16 protein-coding genes are annotated in these 20,036 nt (G+C 68.0%); 10 read left to right on the top strand and 6 right to left on the bottom strand.

Annotated features, from left to right (window positions below; genetic code table 11):
• Positions 1 to 18 precede the first annotated feature (18 nt).
• Both V5F67_RS13590 and V5F67_RS13585 read right to left on the bottom strand, forming a co-directional pair.
• Positions 19 to 1,206 (bottom strand): CaiB/BaiF CoA transferase family protein, encoded by a 1,188-nt coding sequence (locus V5F67_RS13590; protein WP_394017300.1) that lies wholly within the window; start codon positions 1,204 to 1,206, stop codon positions 19 to 21.
• Positions 1,203 to 2,231: a glycoside hydrolase family 88 protein gene (locus tag V5F67_RS13585; protein ID WP_509210573.1), complete on the bottom strand. Its 1,029-nt coding sequence runs from the start codon at positions 2,229 to 2,231 to the stop codon at positions 1,203 to 1,205. Before V5F67_RS13585 ends, V5F67_RS13590 begins: the two co-directional genes overlap by 4 nt.
• 162 nt (positions 2,232 to 2,393) lie before the next feature.
• Between V5F67_RS13585 and V5F67_RS13580 the strand changes: the two genes are divergently transcribed.
• The 3 genes from V5F67_RS13580 to V5F67_RS13570 all read left to right on the top strand — a co-directional run bounded on the left by V5F67_RS13580 (position 2,394) and on the right by V5F67_RS13570 (position 6,251).
• On the top strand, positions 2,394 to 3,944 hold the full coding sequence (locus tag V5F67_RS13580; protein WP_509210572.1) for an acetolactate synthase large subunit: 1,551 nt from the start codon (positions 2,394 to 2,396) through the stop codon (positions 3,942 to 3,944).
• 56 nt (positions 3,945 to 4,000) lie between these two features.
• A complete protein-coding gene (locus tag V5F67_RS13575) occupies positions 4,001 to 5,005 on the top strand; it encodes a Bug family tripartite tricarboxylate transporter substrate binding protein (protein ID WP_394017306.1) in 1,005 nt (334 codons plus the stop codon).
• Positions 5,006 to 5,075: 70 nt separating this feature from the next.
• A complete protein-coding gene (locus V5F67_RS13570; protein WP_394017308.1) occupies positions 5,076 to 6,251 on the top strand; it encodes an acyl-CoA dehydrogenase family protein in 1,176 nt (391 codons plus the stop codon).
• Here the strand turns inward: V5F67_RS13570 and V5F67_RS13565 are convergent.
• A complete protein-coding gene (locus tag V5F67_RS13565) occupies positions 6,238 to 6,927 on the bottom strand; it encodes a TetR/AcrR family transcriptional regulator (RefSeq protein ID WP_394017309.1) in 690 nt (229 codons plus the stop codon). The genes V5F67_RS13570 and V5F67_RS13565 overlap by 14 nt on opposite strands.
• Positions 6,928 to 7,806: 879 nt before the next feature.
• On the opposite strand from V5F67_RS13565, the gene V5F67_RS13560 reads away from it, so the two are divergent.
• The gene (locus V5F67_RS13560) at positions 7,807 to 8,730 is read left to right on the top strand and encodes a hypothetical protein (RefSeq protein ID WP_394017311.1); all 924 of its coding nucleotides are present in this window, start codon (positions 7,807 to 7,809) and stop codon (positions 8,728 to 8,730) included.
• Between the two features lie 19 nt (positions 8,731 to 8,749).
• Here the strand turns inward: V5F67_RS13560 and V5F67_RS13555 are convergent, their stop codons facing one another.
• Positions 8,750 to 9,658, bottom strand: a complete 909-nt coding sequence (locus V5F67_RS13555; protein ID WP_394017313.1) for a hydrogen peroxide-inducible genes activator — start codon at positions 9,656 to 9,658, stop codon at positions 8,750 to 8,752.
• Between the two features lie 187 nt (positions 9,659 to 9,845).
• Between V5F67_RS13555 and katG the strand changes: the two genes are divergently transcribed.
• Entirely contained in the window at positions 9,846 to 12,023 is a 2,178-nt protein-coding gene (katG, locus tag V5F67_RS13550; protein ID WP_394017315.1) for a catalase/peroxidase HPI, read from the top strand.
• Positions 12,024 to 12,100: 77 nt separating this feature from the next.
• Here the strand turns inward: katG and V5F67_RS13545 are convergent, their stop codons facing one another.
• Positions 12,101 to 12,562, bottom strand: coding sequence for a GtrA family protein (locus V5F67_RS13545; protein ID WP_394017316.1), 462 nt, complete (start codon positions 12,560 to 12,562; stop codon positions 12,101 to 12,103).
• Positions 12,559 to 13,278, bottom strand: a complete 720-nt coding sequence (locus V5F67_RS13540; RefSeq protein ID WP_394017317.1) for a class I SAM-dependent methyltransferase — start codon at positions 13,276 to 13,278, stop codon at positions 12,559 to 12,561. Before V5F67_RS13540 ends, V5F67_RS13545 begins: the two co-directional genes overlap by 4 nt.
• Positions 13,279 to 13,545: 267 nt before the next feature.
• Between V5F67_RS13540 and rfbG the strand changes: the two genes are divergently transcribed.
• The 5 genes from rfbG (at position 13,546) to rnr (ending at position 20,021) form a co-directional block, all read left to right on the top strand.
• Positions 13,546 to 14,646: a CDP-glucose 4,6-dehydratase gene (rfbG, locus tag V5F67_RS13535; protein WP_394017319.1), complete on the top strand. Its 1,101-nt coding sequence runs from the start codon at positions 13,546 to 13,548 to the stop codon at positions 14,644 to 14,646.
• Positions 14,639 to 15,556: an NAD-dependent epimerase/dehydratase family protein gene (locus V5F67_RS13530; protein WP_394017320.1), complete on the top strand. Its 918-nt coding sequence runs from the start codon at positions 14,639 to 14,641 to the stop codon at positions 15,554 to 15,556. Before rfbG ends, V5F67_RS13530 begins: the two co-directional genes overlap by 8 nt.
• 18 nt (positions 15,557 to 15,574) lie before the next feature.
• Complete coding sequence (locus V5F67_RS13525; RefSeq protein WP_394017322.1) at positions 15,575 to 16,582, top strand: glycosyltransferase family 2 protein; 1,008 nt, start codon at positions 15,575 to 15,577, stop codon at positions 16,580 to 16,582.
• Complete coding sequence (gene rfbF, locus V5F67_RS13520; RefSeq protein ID WP_394017323.1) at positions 16,579 to 17,358, top strand: glucose-1-phosphate cytidylyltransferase; 780 nt, start codon at positions 16,579 to 16,581, stop codon at positions 17,356 to 17,358. The genes V5F67_RS13525 and rfbF overlap by 4 nt, the downstream gene beginning before the upstream one ends.
• Before the next feature lie 290 nt (positions 17,359 to 17,648).
• On the top strand, positions 17,649 to 20,021 hold the full coding sequence (rnr, locus tag V5F67_RS13515) for a ribonuclease R (protein ID WP_394017809.1): 2,373 nt from the start codon (positions 17,649 to 17,651) through the stop codon (positions 20,019 to 20,021).
• Positions 20,022 to 20,036 lie beyond the last annotated feature (15 nt).

Here is a 20,036-nt window from a genome sequence, read left to right as displayed (position 1 = left end):
CGCGAGGCGTCGCCGCGTTCAGTCCGGCAGCTTGAAACGGGGGGGCCAGGACCGGGACGGAATCCGGTCGCGCTCCGAAGCGGGGCTGGCCAGCGCGATCTGTTCCGGCGTCAGGCCGGCGGCGGCGAGAATTTCGTCGGAGCGATCGGTCGTGTCGATCGCCGGCGGATCGAACGAGGTGTGGCCGAAGCGGGGGATGACCGGGACGCTCTCGCCTGACGCGTTGGGATGGCGGTGGGCGATATGGGGGTGCGACCAGACCTCGTCCGGCGTCAGGACCGGCATCACGCAGGCATCCGTCCCGGCGAAGTGCGCCGACCACTGATCGCGGGTCTTTTCCTTGAACGCGCGCTCGAAGGTCTCCCGGATCTCAGGCCAGAGCCCGATATCCATATGGTCCGGCACCTCGGAGCCGATCAGGCTGGTCCACAGCTGCGCGAAGAACTGCGGCTCGAGCGCGCCGAGGGAAACGTAGCGGCCGTCCGCGCAGGCATAGCAGCCGTAATAGGGCGCGCCGCCGCCCAGCAGTCCGCCTCCGCGCGCGGGCAGAACGTGGGTCTGCCAGACCGGCCAGTGCATGGCCATCAAGGACAGGCAGCCGTCGATCATCGCCGCGTCGAGATACTGGCCCTCGCCGGTGCGCGAGCGGTCGAACAGCGCGGTGACGATGCCGAGAGCCGCCACGAAGCTTCCCGCGGCGAAGTCGGCGAGCAGGTTCAGCGGCGCCGAGGGAGGACCGTCATTCGGACCGATGGCGCCGAGGATGCCCGTCACCGCCAGATAGCTGATGTCGTGCCCCGCCGCGGTCGCGAGAACGCCGTCCTGTCCGTAGCCGGTCAGGGAGCAGTAGACGAGCTTCGGGTTGATTTCCTTGAGCGCGGCGTATCCCGCGCCAAGGCGTTCGGCGACGCCGGGGCGGAAGCTCTCGACGAAGACGTCGGCATGCTCGCACAGGCGGCGCAGGGCCGCCTGCCCCGCCGCGCACTTCAGGTCGAGCTTGATGAAATGCTTGCCGCGGGAAAAGGTCGCCACGGGGTTGCCCGCGCGTCCACCGCCCACGACGATCACCTCCGCCCCGAGGTCGGCGAGCATCATCGTGCAATAGGGACCCGGCGCCAGCCGGGACATGTCGATGACGCGCACGCCTTCGAGCGGGCGGCGGCGCGCTCCGGCGTTCGCTGAGCCGTTGGCATGAACGGTGCTCATGCGTCGAGCTCCAGCGCACCGACGTGGGCTTGCAGGGCATGCGCAGCAAGCAGGAAGAAGCCCTGGCCGAACAAGGTCCAGTCGAACGGGACGCCGGGACCGCCCGGCACCATCGCCACGCCGGGCACCTTGCCCGATTCCTCGACCGAGCCGGCCACGACCACAAAGGCCCGGATCGCCCTTTCCCGCAGGGCCTCGGCAGGCAAGCCGGCGACCGGCACCTGTAGCTGCACCGCGCGCTCGGCGCCGTATGCGTACATCAGCGTCGCCGACGCCTCGAGGTTCGACAGCGGATCATCGAGAACATGGAAGAAGTAGCCGGAGGCGTCCTGGCACTGCGACATCGCCCGCAGGACGACGCCGTAGACCTCGCGGACATGGGCGCACCCCGGATGCTCGGGCGCGATGGTCAGCAACTCGGCGCAGCACGCCAGCAGCCAGCCATTGCCCCGAGCCCAGAACGTGGATTGCGGAAAATGGTTCGGCTTCTCGCACCAGGCATGCCGGGCTAGCCCGACCTCCGGATCCACCAGGCGGCGGACATGGACGGCGAACTGGCGGAACGCCTCGTCGACGGCCTCGGGCCGTCCAGCGTGCTTGCCGTAGCGCGCCATGAACGGGCACATCAGATACGTGAAGTCGATCCAGAGCTCGGGCCCCTCCCCGCGCGACCAGATCCCGCCCTCCGATGTGCGAGGCGCCTCGCACAGCGCCCGATACTGGCGCTCGGCGCTGCTGAGGTAGCGCACGTCGCCGCTGGCTGCGTAGAGCTCCAGCATCGGTGCTCCCATGGCGGAGGTCTCGCTGGCGAGCGGGGTGAAGGAGCGGATGTGGCCCCCGCTGGAGAGGTGCCAGTCGCCGTAGCTCAGGTTGCCGTCCGATTTCTGCGTGGCGACGGCGCGGTCGATCCACTTCTTCACCAACGATCGGAATTCCGGCAGGTCCCACGCGAGCAGACCGCTCAGCGCCGGCGCCTTCTGCCAGCAGTCCCTCTCGTTGGGGTGCGCGGCGATGTACGCGGACACCCGCCGCACCAACGTCTCCAACGTCATATTGGCTTACACCCTCTAGCATACCGACTGGATAGTATGTTAAAAGGCTGCGTGAGTGTGTCAAGACAGGCTTTTGCGGCGACGCGGGCAATCAACAATGGCGGGGGGAATGAGGGCGTGATCGGTTCTGAGAGAATGGTGCGAACGCTCCTCAAGAACGATGTCTCGGTATGCTTTGCGAACCCCGGGACGTCGGAGATGCACTTCGTGTCGGCGCTTGATCGGCTGCCGGAGATGCGCTGCGTGCTCGGGCTGTTCGAAGGCGTGGTGACGGGGGCCGCGGACGGCTACTACCGCATGGCCGATCGTCCCGCCGCCACGTTGCTGCACCTCGGCCCGGGCCTGGGCAACGGCCTGGCGAACCTGCACAACGCCAAGCGGGCGCGCTCCGGCATCGTCAACATCATCGGCCAGCACGCGCGCGACCACATCGCCAACGACGCCCCGCTGACAGCCGATATCGAAGGCATCGCGCGCCCGGTCTCGCAGTGGGTCCGCACCTGCGCCTCGCCTGCGACCGCCGTGGACGACACGGCGGCGGCCGTACGCGCGGCCTCGGGGCCGCGGCCGCAGGTCGCTTCGCTGATTCTCCCGGCCGATGTCGCCTGGCAGGAATGCCCGGCCGAGGCGGTCGCGGCGGCGCCGCATCGTCCCCTGCCCGGCCCGGCGTCCGATGTGGTCGACCGGATCGCCGCGCTGATGACAGCGGGCGGCTATGCGCCGGGATCGGTGGCGCTTCTCCTGGGCGGCCGGGCCATGCGCGAGCCGGCCACCCGCCTCGCCGGGCAGATCGCCGCGCGCACCGGCTGCAGGCTGCTGGCGGAGACCAAGAACGCGCGCTCGGCGCGCGGGCGCGGGCGGGTCAATATCCCCCAGGTCCCCTATCCGTTCGACGCGGCGGTGGAGACGCTCAAGGACATCCGCCTGCTGATCCTCGTGGATGCGGTGCGGCCGGTCGCCTTCTTCGCCTATCCGGGCAAGCCGCTGTTCCTGGCCCATCCCGACTGCCGCATCGAGACGCTGGCATCCGTCGATGAGGATGTGGCGCGCGCGCTGGGCGCGCTGAACGAGGCGGTCGGCGGCCGGGGCGATGCGGTGGCGTATCTGGGCGCGGAACAGGCCGCGGAGCCGCCGGCCGATGGTCCAGCCAGCGCGGAGGGTATTGCAAAGGTCCTCGCGGCCATGCTGCCCGAGAACGCCATCGTCGTCGACGAGGCGATCACGCACGGTCGGCAGCTCCAGCGCATGTGCGCCTCGGCGCCGCCGCACGACTGGCTCGAGATCACCGGCGGCTCGATCGGCTACGGGCTGCCGTGCGCCACGGGGGCGGCGGTCGCCTGCCCGGACCGGAAGGTCGTCGCGATCATCGGCGACGGAAGCGCCATGTACACCCTTCAGGCACTTTGGACCATGGCGCGGGAGGCGCTGGACGTCACCGTCGTGATCTGCGCGAACCGCAAGTACCAGATCCTGCGCGGGGAGCTTGCTGCCATGGGAGGGCCGCCGCCGGCCGAGAATGCGCAGCGCATGCTCACCCTGGACCGGCCGGATCTCGACTGGGTCAGCCTCGCGCGCGGGCACGGCGTGCCCGGCGTCAGGGTGGACAACCTGACGGATTTCGCCCGTGCGCTCGGCAACGGGCTCTCGGATCGTGGCCCCAGCCTCATCGAAGTGGTCCTGCCCTAAGGCCGTCACCCATCTCAATGCGCGGATACAGCGACACACAACAAGGGGAGAGAAACATGCTTTTCAAACGCTGCGGAAATGTCCTCACACGATTGGCGGGCGTGCTCGCGCTGGGCGCGGCATGCGTGGGCGCAGGCCCCGTGCGCGCGGACTATCCGGACCGCACCATCAGCATCGTGGTGCCGTTCAGCGCAGGCGGCTCCACCGATCAGATCGGCCGGATGATCGCCGACCACTTCCAGAAGGAGTTCAAGGTCCCGGTGGTGGTGGAGAACAAGCCCGGCGCCAACGCAGCGATCGGCAACACCTATGTGGCCCGCTCGAAGCCGGATGGCTACACGCTGCTGATCGGCGGAACCGACATCGTCGCCAACCAGTTTCTCTACAAGGACCTGCCCTTCGACCCCGAGAAGGACTTCACCCCCATCGGCATCGTCGCGGAATTTCCGTTCCTGATGCTGATCGACAAGAAGCGCGGCATCGAGACGGTCGCGCAATATGTCGAGTATGCGAAGAAGAACCCCGACAAGCTCAACTTCTCTTCCGCCGGCACCGGCAACTCGACCCATCTGGCGGGTGAGACGTTCAAGCATGCCGCGGATCTGAAGACGGCGGTCCATATTCCGTACAACGGCAGCAGCCAGTCGGTGCTAGCCGTGATCAGCGGTCAGGTCGACTTCACGTTCGATCCGGCCATCAGCTCGATCGGCATGGTCACCGGCAGCAAGGCCAACGCCCTGGCGGTGGTCTCCGAACGCCGGCTCCCCTCGCTGCCGAACGTGCCGACCATGTCGGAGCTCGGCTACAAGCAGTTCGACCAGCTGGCGCCTTGGTCCTGGAAGGGCCTGTTCGCTCCGTCCGGGACGCCGAAGCCGGTGCTCGACAAGCTGCAGGCCTCCCTGGCGCGCCTCCTGCTGGATCCCGTGTTCCAGGAGAAGATCGAGCGGACCGCCTCGCTCGTCGTGCCGCCCCGCTCGACCGATGCGACCGAGGAGTTCCTGCGCAACCAGCGCAAGGGCTGGAAAGAGATCATCGCCAAGTACGCCTCGGACACCAATTGAAGGACTTCGACGCCTCGGCAGCCGGGGTCCGCGACAGGACGCCGGCTGCCGAGCGCAGCGATGCCTGGGCATGAATCGCAACGATCAACATCTCGAATGGCCGTTCTTCGACGACACGCACCGCGACCTGGCGCGAAGCCTGGAGGACTGGTGCGTGGCCGAGGAGCTTTCCGGCCTGGACGACGCGGACGTGTATGGCGCCTGCGCAACGCTGGTCGCGCGCTTGGGACAGGCCGGCTGGCTCGCCTACTGCGTGCCGTCGGGAGCTGACGGCGGCCTGGGCGGAAAGCACGGCCGGATCGATTCCCGCAGTCTGTGCATCCTGCGTGAAACCCTGGCGCGCCACCACGCGCTGGCCGATTTCGCCCTCGCCATGCAGGGGCTGGGCTCGGGCGCCATTTCACTGGCCGGCTGCGACCGGCTGAAGCGTAAGTACCTGCCCGAGGTCGCGGCCGGCCGCAGCATCGCTGCCTTCGCCCTGTCGGAACCGGAAGCCGGGTCCGACGTGGCGGCGCTGAGCTGTTCAGCGGTGCGTGACGGCGACCATTACGTGCTCGACGGCGAGAAGACCTGGATCTCCAATGGCGGATTGGCGCACTTCTACTGCGTCTTCGTGCGCACGGATCCACAGGCGGGGGCGCGCGGCATCACGGCATTCGTGGTCGATGCGGACACGCCCGGCCTGAATGCACAGGAGAGGATCGACGTCACCTCTCCGCACCCGCTCGCGCTGCTGCGCTTCGAGCGGTGCCGCGTGCCGGCCGCGAACATGCTGGGAGAGGTCGGCCAGGGGTTCAAGCTGGCCATGCAGACGCTGGACATATTCCGGTGCTCGGTGGCGGCCGCCGCGCTCGGGTTCGCCCGCCGGGCGCTGGACGAAGGGCTGGCCCATGCGCCCCGGCGCAGAATGTTCGGGCAGACGCTGATGGACCTGCAGCTGACGCAGGCCGCGTTCGGAGACATCGCCGCAGACATCGACCAAAGCGCGTTGCTGGTCTATCGCGCCGCGTGGGTGCGCGACGTGGCGCAGCGGGCGTCGACCATGGAGACCGCCATGGCGAAAATGGTCGCGACGGAAGCGGCCCAGCGGGTCATCGACAGGGTGTTGCAGATGTTCGGCGCGCGAGGCGTCGTGCGGAACTCGGTCATGGAGCGGCTTTACCGCGACATCCGCGCGCTGCGCATCTACGAGGGGGCGACCGAGGTCCAGAAGCTGATCATCTCGCGCCAGCTCATTCGGAACTAGCTTCGCCGCCCGCACCTTCCACTGCGGCCACGGGCTCGCCGTGCTCACCCAGCATGTCCATCGGGCCAATGCACACCGCCATGCGCGCGGCCTGCATGGAGGCGAGAGTGAGACGGCGCCCGACATCCTTGTCCCGTCCGCTGCGATGCCAGAGCAACATGTTGCCGTCGTGGACGGAAATCATCCATGTAACGACGTCGTGCACGGGAAGGTCGGCCCGGAACTCGCCGCTCGCCTTGCCCTCCTCAACAATGCCGGTCAGCACCTGCTCCATGCGCGCATAGATGTGTAGGACCTGCTCGCGGACAGCCGACTTGCGGTTGGCCGATTCGATCGACATCCGGACAAGAATGGCCAGATCGTTGGCATTGCGGCCGGCCCACTCGGCCTGAAGCGTCTTGAAGCGAAGGAGCTTGTCCATCGCAGTGCCCTGCATGTCGGCCAGCTCGCGCGACGTGCGTCCGATGGAACGGTCCTCGATGTCGCGCAGCAAGGACATCAGCAACTCTTCCTTGCTGCCGAAGAAGTGGTAGACCGCGCCTTTGGTGAATCCGGCGAGCGCTGCGATATCGTCGAGGCTCGCGTTGGCATAACCCTTGGTGGCAAAGAGCTTTCTGGCCGCACTTATGATCTTTGCCGCCGACTCCTGGCCCTTTCTTCTCCCTGACATAATCATTCACCCTCAAGGGACGGCCTTGAAAATCACGGTGTCCGCAGGACAGCTGCGCCAAAAAGAGCGTGCTGCTTGCAGCCGTCTCGCGCGCTCTGGCTGATCTCGTCATTGGCGGCGGTGCGTTCGCAGCAGCGCTTCCCCTGCGGACCACGCGCGATCGGAACCAGAATTCGGTGCACTCCCGCTGTCCGGCAGCCTCTCGCTGCTGTCCTAATGCGCCACGAGGCATTCCGTGGCAATGATTTGGGAGTGTAGTGCGGCCGGACCGGCAAGTCACCTGAGGACCCATCCAAACGCGCCTTCCGGCCCATGCCGCGTTCCCAGCGATGCGCGGCTGGAGGAACGGGGGCGAAAGCCGGCGCGACCAGGCGGCGGCGCGCACTGGATGATGCATTCATCGTTCGAAAACAGTGCCCCACATCTGGTGCGCCCCCATTGCGGCCAGTGGGAGCTGGAAATTTCCCGGGTCAAGGCTCGTCCCGGCGCGGATGCCGTGGGGGCGCTGATGAATGTGGGCGATTTCATCGGCCAACCGGTGCCCTTCGGAGAATCCTCCCCCTCCGCCGCCAACAGGCACCAGGCTGTTGGCGGTTCAGTTAGATGTGCAAAAGCAATCGCTTGCCAGGACAGACGCGGTATCCGACTGCTATGCTACCTAAAGTAAGCTCGTCTTGGTTGTGCCTGGCATCGGGATGCATACGCTCGCGAGCCAAGGCGGCGTGTGGTTTTCCTTCGGGATTTTTGGGGGCCTGCGCGCGCTTGCGTGGCCGGCAGGGAAGTTCGCAGCCATGACGCACTGGGTCAGAAGCACGTGGTCAGAAGCACGTGGTCCGCGAAGCATTTGGTCGGGCAGCTGCGCAATCAGACAAGGTTGAGAGTTGGATGCTTCAAGAGATTCTGTTTCGGCTTTCGCAACGCCTCGCGGGCCCGCTCGTCGAACGTCCCTATGTGCCGTCGGAACCGATGGTCTACCTTCACATCCCGAAGTCGGCCGGGATGGCCTTCAACAGCAGCCTGGCGGAAGGCCTGGGAGCCTCCGCCGTCGTCGCGGGCTTCGACCACAGCCTGTTCGGAGCCTTCGACGCGTTCGATAGCCTCGGTCCCGAGGTTGGCGCGACGGTCTATGGTCCCGATGACGCCCTGCCCGCTGGAGCGCATCTCGTCGGCGGGCATTTCGCCTATTCGACCCTTCGGCGCTTCTATCCAGATGGCAATTTCTGCTGCGTGGTGCGTGAGCCGGTCTGCCGCCTGGTCTCGCACTGGCTCTTCTGGAGGCAATTCAGCGACGAGATCCTGGAACCCTGGGGACCCAACTGGAGCCAGCTGGTCAGTCTGGCCCGGCGTCCCCTGGTGGAGTTCCTCAAAGCCCCCGAGATCGCGTGTCAGACCGACAACCTGGCCACCCGGATGCTGCTCTGGCCCGACGCGCGCATCCCGGCGGGGGACTTCATTCCCGGCGGGGTGGACACCCAGCTGCTGGCCGGCGCATCGAAGGCCCTGCGCGGCTTTCACTTCGTGGACTACCTGGAAGACCCGCTGTTCGCCGCCAATGTGGGCTGCTGGCTCGGCACGCGGTTCGAGATGCAGCGATTCAACGACACCCGGCGGGCGCTCGAAGGGTTCCCGGTGGACCTCGATCGGGAGCTGTCGCCGGAGGCCCTGGAGCTGCTCGAGCATCGCAGCCGGCTCGACCTCGTGCTGTGGCGCCTGGTGGTGAGGAGCCGGACCCCGGAGCAGGACCCGGGGGCGCTTCGCGCGCAAGTGGTCTCATCCGTCCTGGATCGGCATCGCGTCGTGCAGGGCTGAGCGCCCGGTTGCCGAGGCTTCAGCCGCGCGGGACCGGCCGCGCATCGCATCCCGTCTCCCGGACGATCTCGCCGATCTGCTCGAACTGGCCGGCCAGCGGGTTGGTCCGCCGCCACACCATGCCGATGGTCCGCGACGGCCGCGGATCGAGCCGCGCCACCGCGACCTCGGCCGAGCGCGTCTCGATCGGCACCGCCATCTCCGGGATCAGCGTCACGCCGATGCCTGCCCCCACCATCTGCACCAGCGTGGTCAGCGAGCTGCCTTCCATCAGGTCGCGCGGCACGCTCGACGTCAGCTTGCAGAAGGACAGGGCCTGGGCGCGGAAGCAATGGCCCTCCTCCAGCAGGAGCAGGCGCATCTCGCGCAAGACCTCGGGGTTCGGCACCGGCTTGTCCGCGTCCTCCAGCGGGCGCACCAGGACGAACTCCTCGTCGAACAGGGGGTATTCCGCCAAGGCGGGTTCCGACACCGGCAGGGCGACGATGGCGGTGTCGAGCCGGCCCTCCACCAGGTCCTCCACCAGGCGCTGCGTCACGGCCTCGCGCGGGCGCAGGTCGAGGCCGGGAAAGCGCTCGCCGAGGCGCTTGATGACGCGCGGCAGGAGATAGGGCGCCACCGTCGGGATGACGCCGATGCGCAGCCGCCCGGCGAGCGGCGTGAGGGAGGAGCGCGCCAGGTCGTCGAGCTCGTCCACCGCGCGCAGGATGTCGCGCACCCTGAGCGCGAATTCCTCGCCGAGGCTGGTGAGGCGGATCTGCCGCGTGCCGCGTTCCACCAGCGGCGCGCCGAGAATGTCCTCCAGCTCCTTCATCTGCAGCGACAGCGCCGGCTGGGAGATGGCGCACGCCTCCGCGGCGCGTCCGAAATGTCCATGCTGCGCCAGCGCGTCGAAATAGCGAAGCTGCTTCATGGAGATGCCGATCATAAGCTCAGCATATTGAGCCGATTAGAAAATGCAAATTTTCATTATCAAAACTCTGGACTAGAACTCCACCGTTGAGCGCAGGGCGCGCGGCGGCTGCCGCCTCGATCCATGCCGGCTGAGCCGAGGGCGGGTGAGGCACCGGTGGCGCTCCGGATTGCGAATTTTTGGATCATGTTGGGAGATCGTCATGGACGGGACTGAGATGAAATCGGCCGGGAAATGCCCGGTCATGCACGGCGCGAACACGGAAGTCAGCATGTCCAACATGGACTGGTGGCCGAACGCGCTGAACCTCGACATCCTCCACCAGCACGACACGAAGACCGACCCCATGGGCAAGGACTTCGACTATCGCGAGGCGGTGAAGACGCTCGACTTCGACGCGCTCAAGAAGGACATGGTCGCGCTGATGACCGACAGCCAGGCCTGGTGGCCGGCGGACTGGGGACATTACGGCGGCCTGATGATCCGCATGTCCTGGCACGCCGCCGGCTCCTACCGCATCGCTGACGGCCGCGGCGGCGCCGGCACCGGCAACCAGCGCTTCGCCCCGCTCAATTCCTGGCCGGACAATGCCAGCCTCGACAAGGCCCGCCGCCTGCTGTGGCCGATCAAGAAGAAGTACGGCAACAAGGTCAGCTGGGCCGATCTGATCACCCTCGCCGGCACCATCGCCTATGAGAGCATGGGCCTGAAGACCTTCGGCTTCGGCTTCGGCCGCCCGGACATCTGGGGTCCCGAAAAGGACACCTATTGGGGCGCCGAGAAGGAATGGCTCGCCCCCTCCGATGCCCGCTACGGCAATGTCGACGATCCCAAGACCATGGAGAATCCGCTCGCCGCCGTGCAGATGGGCCTCATCTACGTCAATCCGGAAGGCGTCAACGGCAAGCCGGACCCGATGAAGACCGCCGCCCAGGTGCGCGAGACCTTCGCGCGCATGGCGATGGACGACGAGGAGACCGCGGCGCTGACCGCCGGCGGCCACACGGTCGGCAAGACCCATGGCAACGGCGACGCCGCCAAGCTCGGCCCCTCCCCTGAAGGCGCCGACGTCGCGCAGCAGGGCTTCGGCTGGGCCAACCCGGATCAGCACGGCCTTGCCAGCCGTGCCGTCACCTCGGGCCTTGAAGGCGCATGGACCACCCATCCGACCAAGTTCGACATGGGCTTCTTCGACATGCTGTTCGGCCATGACTGGGAGCTGCGCAAGAGCCCGGCCGGCGCCTGGCAGTGGGAGCCGGTGAGCATCAAGGAAGAGGACAGGCCGCTCGATGCCAGCGACCCGTCCAAGCGCCACAACCCGATGATGACCGACGCCGACATGGCGATGAAGGTGGACCCCATCTACAACGCCATCTGCCGCAAGTTCATGGCGGACCCGGTCTATTTCCAGGACACCTTCGCCCGCGCCTGGTTCAAGCTGACCCACCGCGACATGGGCCCCAAGGTCCGCTACGTCGGCCCGGACGTGCCGAAGGAAGACCTGATCTGGCAGGATCCGGTGCCCGCCGGCCGCACCGACTATGACGTGGCGGCGGTGAAGGCGGCGATCGCCAATAGCGGCCTCACCATCCCCGAGATGGTGGCGACCGCGTGGGACAGCGCCCGCACCTATCGCGGCTCCGACATGCGCGGCGGCGCCAACGGCGCGCGCATCCGCCTCAGCCCCCAGAAGGATTGGGCGGGCAACGAGCCGACACGCCTCGCCAGGGTGCTCGGCGTGCTGGAGCCGATTGCGGCGAAGGCCGGCGCGAGCGTCGCTGACGTGATCGTGCTCGCCGGCAATGTGGGTGTGGAGCAGGCGGCGAAGGCCGCGGGCTTCGCCGTGACCGTGCCGTTCGCGCCGGGCCGGGGCGACGCCACGGACGCCCAGACCGACGCGGAGTCCTTCGCACCCCTGGAGCCGATCCACGACGGCTACCGCAACTGGCTGAAGAAGGACTACGTCGTCAGCGCCGAGGAGCTGCTGCTCGACCGCACCCAGCTCATGGGCCTCACCGCCAATGAGATGACGCTGCTGGTCGGCGGCCTGCGGGTGCTGGGCGCCAACTACGGCGGCACCAGGCACGGCGTGTTCACGGACCGGGAAGGCGCGCTCACCACCGACTTCTTCGTGAACCTGACCGACATGGGCAATGCCTGGAAGCCGGCGGCCGGCGGCCTCTACGAGATCCGCGACCGCAAGACCGGCGCGGTGAAGTGGACCGCCACCCGCGTGGATCTGGTGTTCGGCTCCAACTCGATCCTGCGCGCCTATGCGGAGGTCTATGCCCAGGACGACAACAAGGAGAAGTTCGTCAAGGACTTCGTCGCCGCCTGGACCAAGGTGATGAACGCCGACCGCTTCGACCTGAAGGCGTGAGGCACTCCCCTCCCCTGCGGCCGGCCACGGCTCCGGGGGAGGGCCGGCCTGAATTCCGGCGCTCAGCCGGAATTCGGTCAGCCCGTGCTGCTCCCATCTGAGCCCGGCGGCGCCGACATCGCGCCGCGCCGCGCGGCGATGAAGATGAGAAAATGCATGGCCAGATAGCTGGTCACGGGCATCAGGAGCACGCTCAGAACCAAGCCGATCCAATAGCCGAGATCACCCAGCGGCTGCGTGACGTAGATCGCGAGCAGAACCACGGCGATGTTGATCACCTGAAGCAGCACATACCGCGCCACCTGGCCGGACCACGGGCCGTCATCGCGGAAGGTCACGCGCTTGTGGCCCAGGAAGGAGACGGGGATTCCCACCAGATAGGCGAGGAACGACGAGACGAACTTGTCCGCCCCGAGGAACCGGTGAAGCGTCACGGCCACGATCAGGTAGACAATGCTCGCCGCCGCGCCCACCAGAACGAAGCGCACGACGCGAAAGCGCGCTGCGGGGTTGCGCCAGGCCTCGGCGAGATGGCTCACGCGCCGACTCTCGCCGTCACCTCGTACTGCGCTCCCAGCGGCAGCGCCGCGAAGAGCCGGTCGAGACGGATCATGGCTGGCGTGAGCGGCGGGAGCGTGAACAGGCTTCTGGCCCTCGCGTCCTTGAATTTCGCGCCCACCATGAGACGGCGCAGCGCGTTGGGCGAAATCAGCACCGCGTCGGCGTCGAACGGGCAGCGCGCCACGCCGAGGCGGGTCAAGGGATTGAACGGATTGTGCTCGAACACCACCACGAGGCCGCCGGGCCTGAGCATCCGCCGCATCTCGTCGGCGAACGCGCGCCGGCCCTCCGGCGGCACGTGGTGGATGACGCACGCGGTGAAGATCAGGTCGAATGTTCCGTCCGCATAGGGCGCGCGCGTGCCGTCATAGACCGCATAGCTGCACCAAAGGTTGGCCGCGCGGGCAATCGCGATACTCGAACTGGAAACGTCCAGGCCGTGCAGTTCACCGAATGCGCCGGCGAGATGGCGATGGAACATGCCGATGCCGCAACCAAGATCGAGCACCTTGAGCAAGGCTGGGTTCGCGAACTGCGCGCGGGCAAGCTCGATCAGGCGTTTCGCTTTGGCCTCGGCGAAGCGTTCGGCGTCCAAACCCAGAAAAGCGATCGCTTCGTTGACTTCTTTGGCATAGTCGGCGCTCGCCGCGTCAAACGTGGTGGAAGCGGTCAGCAATTTTGAATGTTGGCTCACACAGCTGTCTCCGCGCCGGCCTCAATCACCGAGTCCTGCCTCGAACAAGCATCGAGATATCTACAATAGCGCCTCTGATTTCAGCAAACACGGGTGGCACCAAAACCGCTGAATTCACCGAGCTCGCGACGATCCAACTATTTCAGCTGCGAACTCCTGCGGCGCCATCATGCGTGAGAGGGACTGTGAGCCGGCTTCGAGCGAGATTTTTCTCTTTTCCATCTTGAAAATTAGTGCTTACAGGCTGAACTCGCAAGGGAGGCGTCGATGGGGGCATTCGAGGGCGACCTGCGGGGCGCCCGCATTCTCGTCACCGGACATTCCGGCTTCACCGGAGGGTGGGCGAGCCTCTGGCTGTCGCAGATCGGCGCCGAGGTCCACGGCCTGTCCCTCCCTCCCGAGACCGCCCCGAACCTGTTCGCCGCCGCCGGCGTCGAGGCCGCATGTGTCTCCAGCACGTTCGCGGACATCCGCGACGCCGACGCCGTGCGCGCGGTGTTCGAGCGCGTGCGACCGGACCTGGTGCTGCACCTCGCCGCGCAGCCGCTGGTGCGCCGTTCCTATCGGCTGCCGATCGAGACCTACGCCACCAACCTGATGGGCACGGTGCACGTGCTGGAAGCCGCCCGCCAGCAGGCGCAGGTGAAGGGCGCGGTGTGCATCACCACCGACAAGGTCTACGCCAACCGCGAGACCGACCACGCTTATGGCGAGGGCGACCGGCTCGGCGGGCATGATCCCTACAGCGCCTCCAAGACCTGCGCCGAGATCGCCATCGAGAGCTATCGCAGCTCCCTGCCCTCCTGGGGCCAGGACATGCTCATCGCCAGCGCGCGCGGCGGCAACATCATCGGCGGTGGCGACTGGTCGGAAGACCGGCTGGTGCCCGATTTCGCCCGTGCGGCGGTGCAGAACGAGGCGCTGGTGATCCGCAACCCCAAGGCCGTGCGGCCGTGGCAGCACGTGCTGTGCCTCTGCCATGGCTACCTGACCCTGCTGGCGCAGATCACCCGCGGCAACCGCGCCGTCTCCGACGCCTGGAACTTCGGTCCCGACCGTGCCGACTGCGTCAGTGTCGAGGAGATGCTGAAGCGCATGGCCCAGCACTGGTCATCGCTCAGGGTGGATGTCGTGCCCGCGATCCAGCACGAGGCCAAGCTGCTGATGCTCGACAGCGCCAAGGCCCGCGCCGCGCTCGGCTGGCTGCCGGCCTGGACGCTTGGCGAGACCCTCGCCGCGACCGCCGGATGGTATCGCGGCTACCATGACGATCCCTCCGCGGCCCGTGCCATCACCCTCGGCCAGATCAGCGCCTATCGCGAGCGCATCGGCTCCCCGGCCCTCGGCGCCGGTGCGTCGCATGCCTGAGAGCGTCCTGATCGCGGGCGCGTCCGGCCAGCTCGGACCGGCGGTGGCGCGCGCCTTCGCGGATGCCGGCTGGCGGGTGCTCGCGCTCCAGCGCCGCGCCGGCGCGGCGGTGGGGGCGCAGGCGATCGTGCTGCCGGAAGACTGGAGCAGAGAAGCGCTCGCGGCGGCCACCTCCGGCCTTAAGGTCGATGCGGTGGTCAGTCTCGTGGGCGCCGGCGTCGACCCCGGCACGCGCCAGCCCGAGCGGCTCGATGCGGTGAACATCGGTCTCACCGCACGCCTCGGCGCGCTCGCCAGCCATCTCGGCGCGCACGCCTTCGTCAATCTCGGCAGCGGCTCCGAATACCGGCCCTGCGAGGCGCAGGCCGTCGACGAGAGCGCAGCCGAGAACACGGACGAGCCCTATGCGGTGACCAAGGCGGAAGGCGGGCGCCGCGCGCTCGCCGCCTGCGCGGACGCCGGCGTCGCCGCCGCCCATGTGCGGCTGTTCGGCATGTACGGAGAGAATGAGCGCGGCCACCGCCTGCTGCCGACCATCGTGCACGCGCACGCGGAAGGCCGCCGCGCAAAGCTCTCCGCCGGTTTTCAGGTGCGCGACTGGCTCTACGAGCGGGATATCGGCGAAGCCGTGGCGCGCCTTGCCGGGGCGCTCGCGGCGGGACGCGCGCCCTCCGGGGTGTACAATCTCGGCTCCGGCGTCGGCAACACCGTTCGCGGCTTCGCCCTGCTCGCGGCGGAGCTGCTCGGCGGCGGCCCAGATCTTCTGGAATTCGGCGCGGTGGGGCTCCGGGACGGGGAAGGCAACCGCCTCGTCGCGGACGTCTCCAAGCTGCGCGCGGCCACGGGCTGGACGCCGCGCGACGACCTGCGCTCGGGCCTCGCCCGCGCGATCGCCAAGATGCGCCCCTAACCCTGCGGGACCGGATCCATGACCACGCGCAAGCTGATTACGTTCTGTATCCCCGTCTACAACGAATCCGGGAACATCGAGCGCCTGGTCGACCGCCTTCAGGGCACCGCCGCCGCGCTCGCGGACCGCTACGACTTCGAGTTCCTGTTCACGGACAACAGCTCCGAGGACGACACGGTCGAGAAGCTGAAGACGGCGGCGGCGAGCGAGCCGCGCATCCGCATCATCCGCTTGTCGCGCAATTTCGGCTTCCAGAAATCAATCCTGACCAATTACCTGAACGCCCGCGGCGATGCGCTGATCCAGCTCGACGCCGACCTCCAGGACCCGCCGGAGATGGCGGCCGACTTCATCGCCCTGTGGGAACGCGGCTACAAGGTGGTCTACGGCATCCGGCGCAAGCGCCACGAGAGCCACCTGATGCAGCGCATCCGCAAGGCGGGCTACGCATTCATCAGCAACCTGTCCGACGAGCCCATCCCGCTCGATGCTGGCGATTTCCGGCTCATCGACCGCGTCATCGTCGATGCGCTGCAGGAATACAACGACTATGCCCCCTACCTGCGGGGCGCCATCGCCACGCTCGGCTATCCCCAGGTGGGCATCGAGTACGACCGCGCCCAGCGCGAGGCGGGCAAGAGCAATTTCGGCATCCGCGAGGTCATCAAGCTCGGCATGGACGGGCTGTTCAGCACCTCCATGGTGCCGCTCCGGCTCGCCACCTGGGTCGGCATCATCGCGCTGGTGGTCAGCGTGCTGGCGATCCCGGTCTACGTCATCGCGCGCTACACCAACCCCGCGTTCCCGACCGGCCTCGCCAGCATCTACGTCTTCATCCTTATTTCCATAGGAGTGAACGCGCTGCTGCTCGGCGTGTTCGGCGAGTACATAGGGCGCATCTTCCGCAACACGCGCGGCGGTCCGATCACCATCATCCAGGAGCGCTTCGAGGGCGGCTCCGCCGAGGTCCCTCGGCGCCCGGAGCGGGACCAGGCGCTTACGTCTCAGGAACGGGGGGAACGATGAAGGCAGTCATCCTGGCGGGCGGCTTTGGCACGCGCCTCGCCGAGGAAACCCAGCTGAAGCCCAAGCCGATGATCGAGATCGGCGGCCGTCCGTTGCTGTGGCACATCATGAAGCTCTACAGCTTCCACGGCGTGACCGACTTCGTCATCTGCCTCGGCTACAAGGCGGAGGTCATCAAGGAATACTTCTGCAATTACTACATGCACTCCTCGGATCTCTCCGTCGACCTGTCCGACGGCTCCGTGAAGGTGCTGGAGACAGTGGCCGAGCCCTGGAAGGTCACGCTCGTGGACACGGGCCTGAACTCCATGACCGGCGGGCGCATCCGCCGCGTGAGGAAGCATATCGGCGAGGAGGCCTTCTGCCTGACCTATGGCGACGGGGTCGCCGACGTGGACATCGCCGCCCTCATCGCCCACCACAAGGCCTCGGGCCTCAAGGCGACAGTAACGGCGGTGCAGCCGCCCGGCCGCTTCGGCGTTCTGCAGTTCGACCGCTCCGGCGACAGGATCACCGCCTTCACCGAGAAGCCGCGCGACGAGATAGGCTGGATCAATGGCGGCTTCTTCGTGCTGGAGCCCTCCGTGATCGACCTGATCGACGGCGACGCCAGCGTGTGGGAGCAGGCGCCCATGCAGACCCTCGCCCATACCGGCGAGCTCTCCGCCTTCAAGCATGCCGGCTTCTGGCAGGCCTGCGACACGCTGCGCGACAAGCAGCAGCTGGAATCCCTGTGGGCCGGCGGCGCCGCGCCCTGGTGCGTCTGGAACCGATAGCGCGTTCCGGCGTGGCGCCCAGAGCCGGCCGCGCCATTGGTGCCGCGGGCCCACCTCGCCACGGGGCCGGCTGATCCCATATATGCAAGGCTGGCCCCCGGTCCCGGTTCGAGCTAGCGTTCGTCAAACGGAACCGATCCTTGCCCAAGCGCCCCACCCAGCATCCCGCGAAGACCTCTGCCCGCTCCGATACACCTCGTGCCGGCCGTACCCGCGCCGCGCGAAAGGAGGCGGCCGCTGCCCATGCGCGGGCGGAGGCGCTTGTGGTCGCGCCCCGCGCCACCGGCGAGATGCCCTCGAAGAAGGAGGTGCTGGCCTTCGTCGCCTCCCAGGGCGGCCACGTGGGCAAGCGCGAGATCGCCCGCGCCTTCGGGCTGAACGCCGCCCAGAAGGTGGAGCTGAAGACCCTGCTGCGCGACCTCGCCGACGAGGGCACCGTGGAGCGCCAGCGGCGCCGCCTGCACGTGCCCGGCGCCCTGCCCGGCGTGGTGCTGGCCGACATCGTCGCCCGCGACGCGGATGGCGAGCTGGTCGCCGTGCCGGTCGAATGGGATGCGGAGGCCCATGGCGAGGCGCCGCGCATCATCGTCCAGCCCCAGCGGCACGGCGGCTTCCGCGGCGGCCGGCCCGGCGGCGCGCAGCGAAGCGCCGCCGCCGGCCTCTCGGACCGGGTGCTGCTGCGCATCGCCGATCCCGGCGACGCAGAGACGCCGGCCACCGGCCGCGTCATCAAGGTGCTGGAGAAGGCGCACAAGCAGCATCTCGGCATCTTCCGCGCCGCGCCCCATGGCGGCGGGCGCATCATCCCCATCGACAAGAAGGCGCTCGGCCGTGAGCTGCAGGTGCCGCCCGGCGCCGAGCAGGAAGCGCAGGACGGCGACCTCGTGGCGGTGGAGTTGACGCGCAATCGCGTGTTCGGCCTGCCCACCGCGCGGGTGAAGGAGAAGCTCGGCTCGCTCAACACCGAGAAGGCGGTGAGCCTGATCGCCATCCATGCCCACGGCATCCCCAACGCCTTTCCCGAGGCGGTGCTGAAGGAGGCGGAGGCGGCGCCCAAGGCGAGCCTGCGCGGGCGCGAGGACTGGCGCGACCTGCCCCTCGTCACCATCGACCCGCCCGATGCCAAGGACCATGACGACGCGGTCCATGCCGTGCCGGACGACGATGTGGACAATGAGGGCGGCTTCCTCGTCACCGTGGCCATCGCCGACGTCGCCGCCTATGTGCGCCCCGGGGCGCCGCTCGACCGCGAGGCGCTGCTGCGCGGCAACTCGGTCTATTTCCCCGACCGCGTCGTGCCCATGCTGCCGGAGCGCATCTCCAACGATCTGTGCTCCCTGCGGGTGGGCGAGGACCGGCCCGCGCTCGCCGTGCGCATGGCGATCGGCCGGGACGGGCGCAAGCGCGGCCACACCTTCCACCGCATCATGATGCGCTCGGCGGCCAAGCTCGCTTACGCCCAGGCGCAGGACGCCATCGAGGGGAGGACCGACGAGGTCACGGACCCGCTCCTCGCCGGCGTGCTGCGCCCGCTCTATGCGGCCTATGCCTGCGTGAAGGCGGCGCGCGACGCCCGCCAGCCGCTCGACCTCGATCTGCCGGAACGCAAGATCCTGCTGAAGCCCGACGGCACGGTGGACAAGGTGGTGGTGCCGCAGCGGCTCGATGCGCACCGGCTGATCGAGGAGTTCATGATCCTCGCCAACGTCGCCGCCGCCGAGACGCTGGAGGAGAAGCGCACGCCGCTGATCTACCGCGTCCACGACGCGCCCTCGCTGGAGAAGGTTTCGGCGCTGCGCGACTTCCTGAAGACCATCGACATCGCTTTGCCGAAGACCGAGCAGGTGCGTCCGGTCCAGTTCAACCGCATCCTGGCCCAGGTGGAGGGCTCGGAGGTGGCGCCGCTGGTGAACCAGGTGATCCTGCGAAGCCAGTCGCAGGCGGAATATGCCTCTGAGAATTATGGGCATTTCGGCCTCAACCTGCGCCGCTACGCGCATTTCACCTCGCCGATCCGCCGCTATGCCGACCTGATCGTCCACCGCGCGCTGGTGCGCGCGCTCGGCCTCGGGCGCGACGGGCTGCCGGACGAGGCCACGGCCGAGAGCCTCGGTGAGGTGGCGGCGGCCATCTCGGTCACCGAGCGGCGTGCCATGGCGGCGGAGCGCGAGACCGTGGACCGGCTCATCGCCCATCATCTCGCCGACCAGATCGGCGCCACCTTCACCGGGCGCGTGACGGGTGCCACCCGGGCGGGGCTTTTCGTCGCGCTCGACGACACCGGCGCCGACGGCTTCATTCCGGCGGCGACGCTGGGCGCCGACTATTACCGCTTCGACGAGGCGCGCCAGGCTTTGGTTGGCGAGCGCACCGGCGAGATGCACCGCATCGGCGACCGGGTGGAGGTGAAGCTGGTGGAGGCGGCGCCGGTGGCCGGGGCGCTGCGATTTGAGCTTCTGAGCGAAGGGACCTATGTAGGGCGCTCGAAGAGCCGCGCGCGGGGTCTCAGGTCCCTGCCGGCCAAAGGCGCGTCGCGCGCGGGCTTCGAAGGCGGGACAGGACGTGCGAAGTCGGACGAATTCCCGGGCAAATCCCGCGGCAAGTCCAGGACCAAGTCCCGCGGCAAGGCGCCCGGCAAGGCGCCTGGGAAGAGGGGCAGATGAAAGGATCGCCGCGTC

The organism is Xanthobacter pseudotagetidis (assembly GCF_043194795.2).
Taxonomy (GTDB): Bacteria; Pseudomonadota; Alphaproteobacteria; order Rhizobiales; family Xanthobacteraceae; genus Xanthobacter; species Xanthobacter tagetidis_A.
Note: the sequence above shows the minus strand (reverse complement) of the source record. Positions and strands in the feature narration are given on the sequence as shown.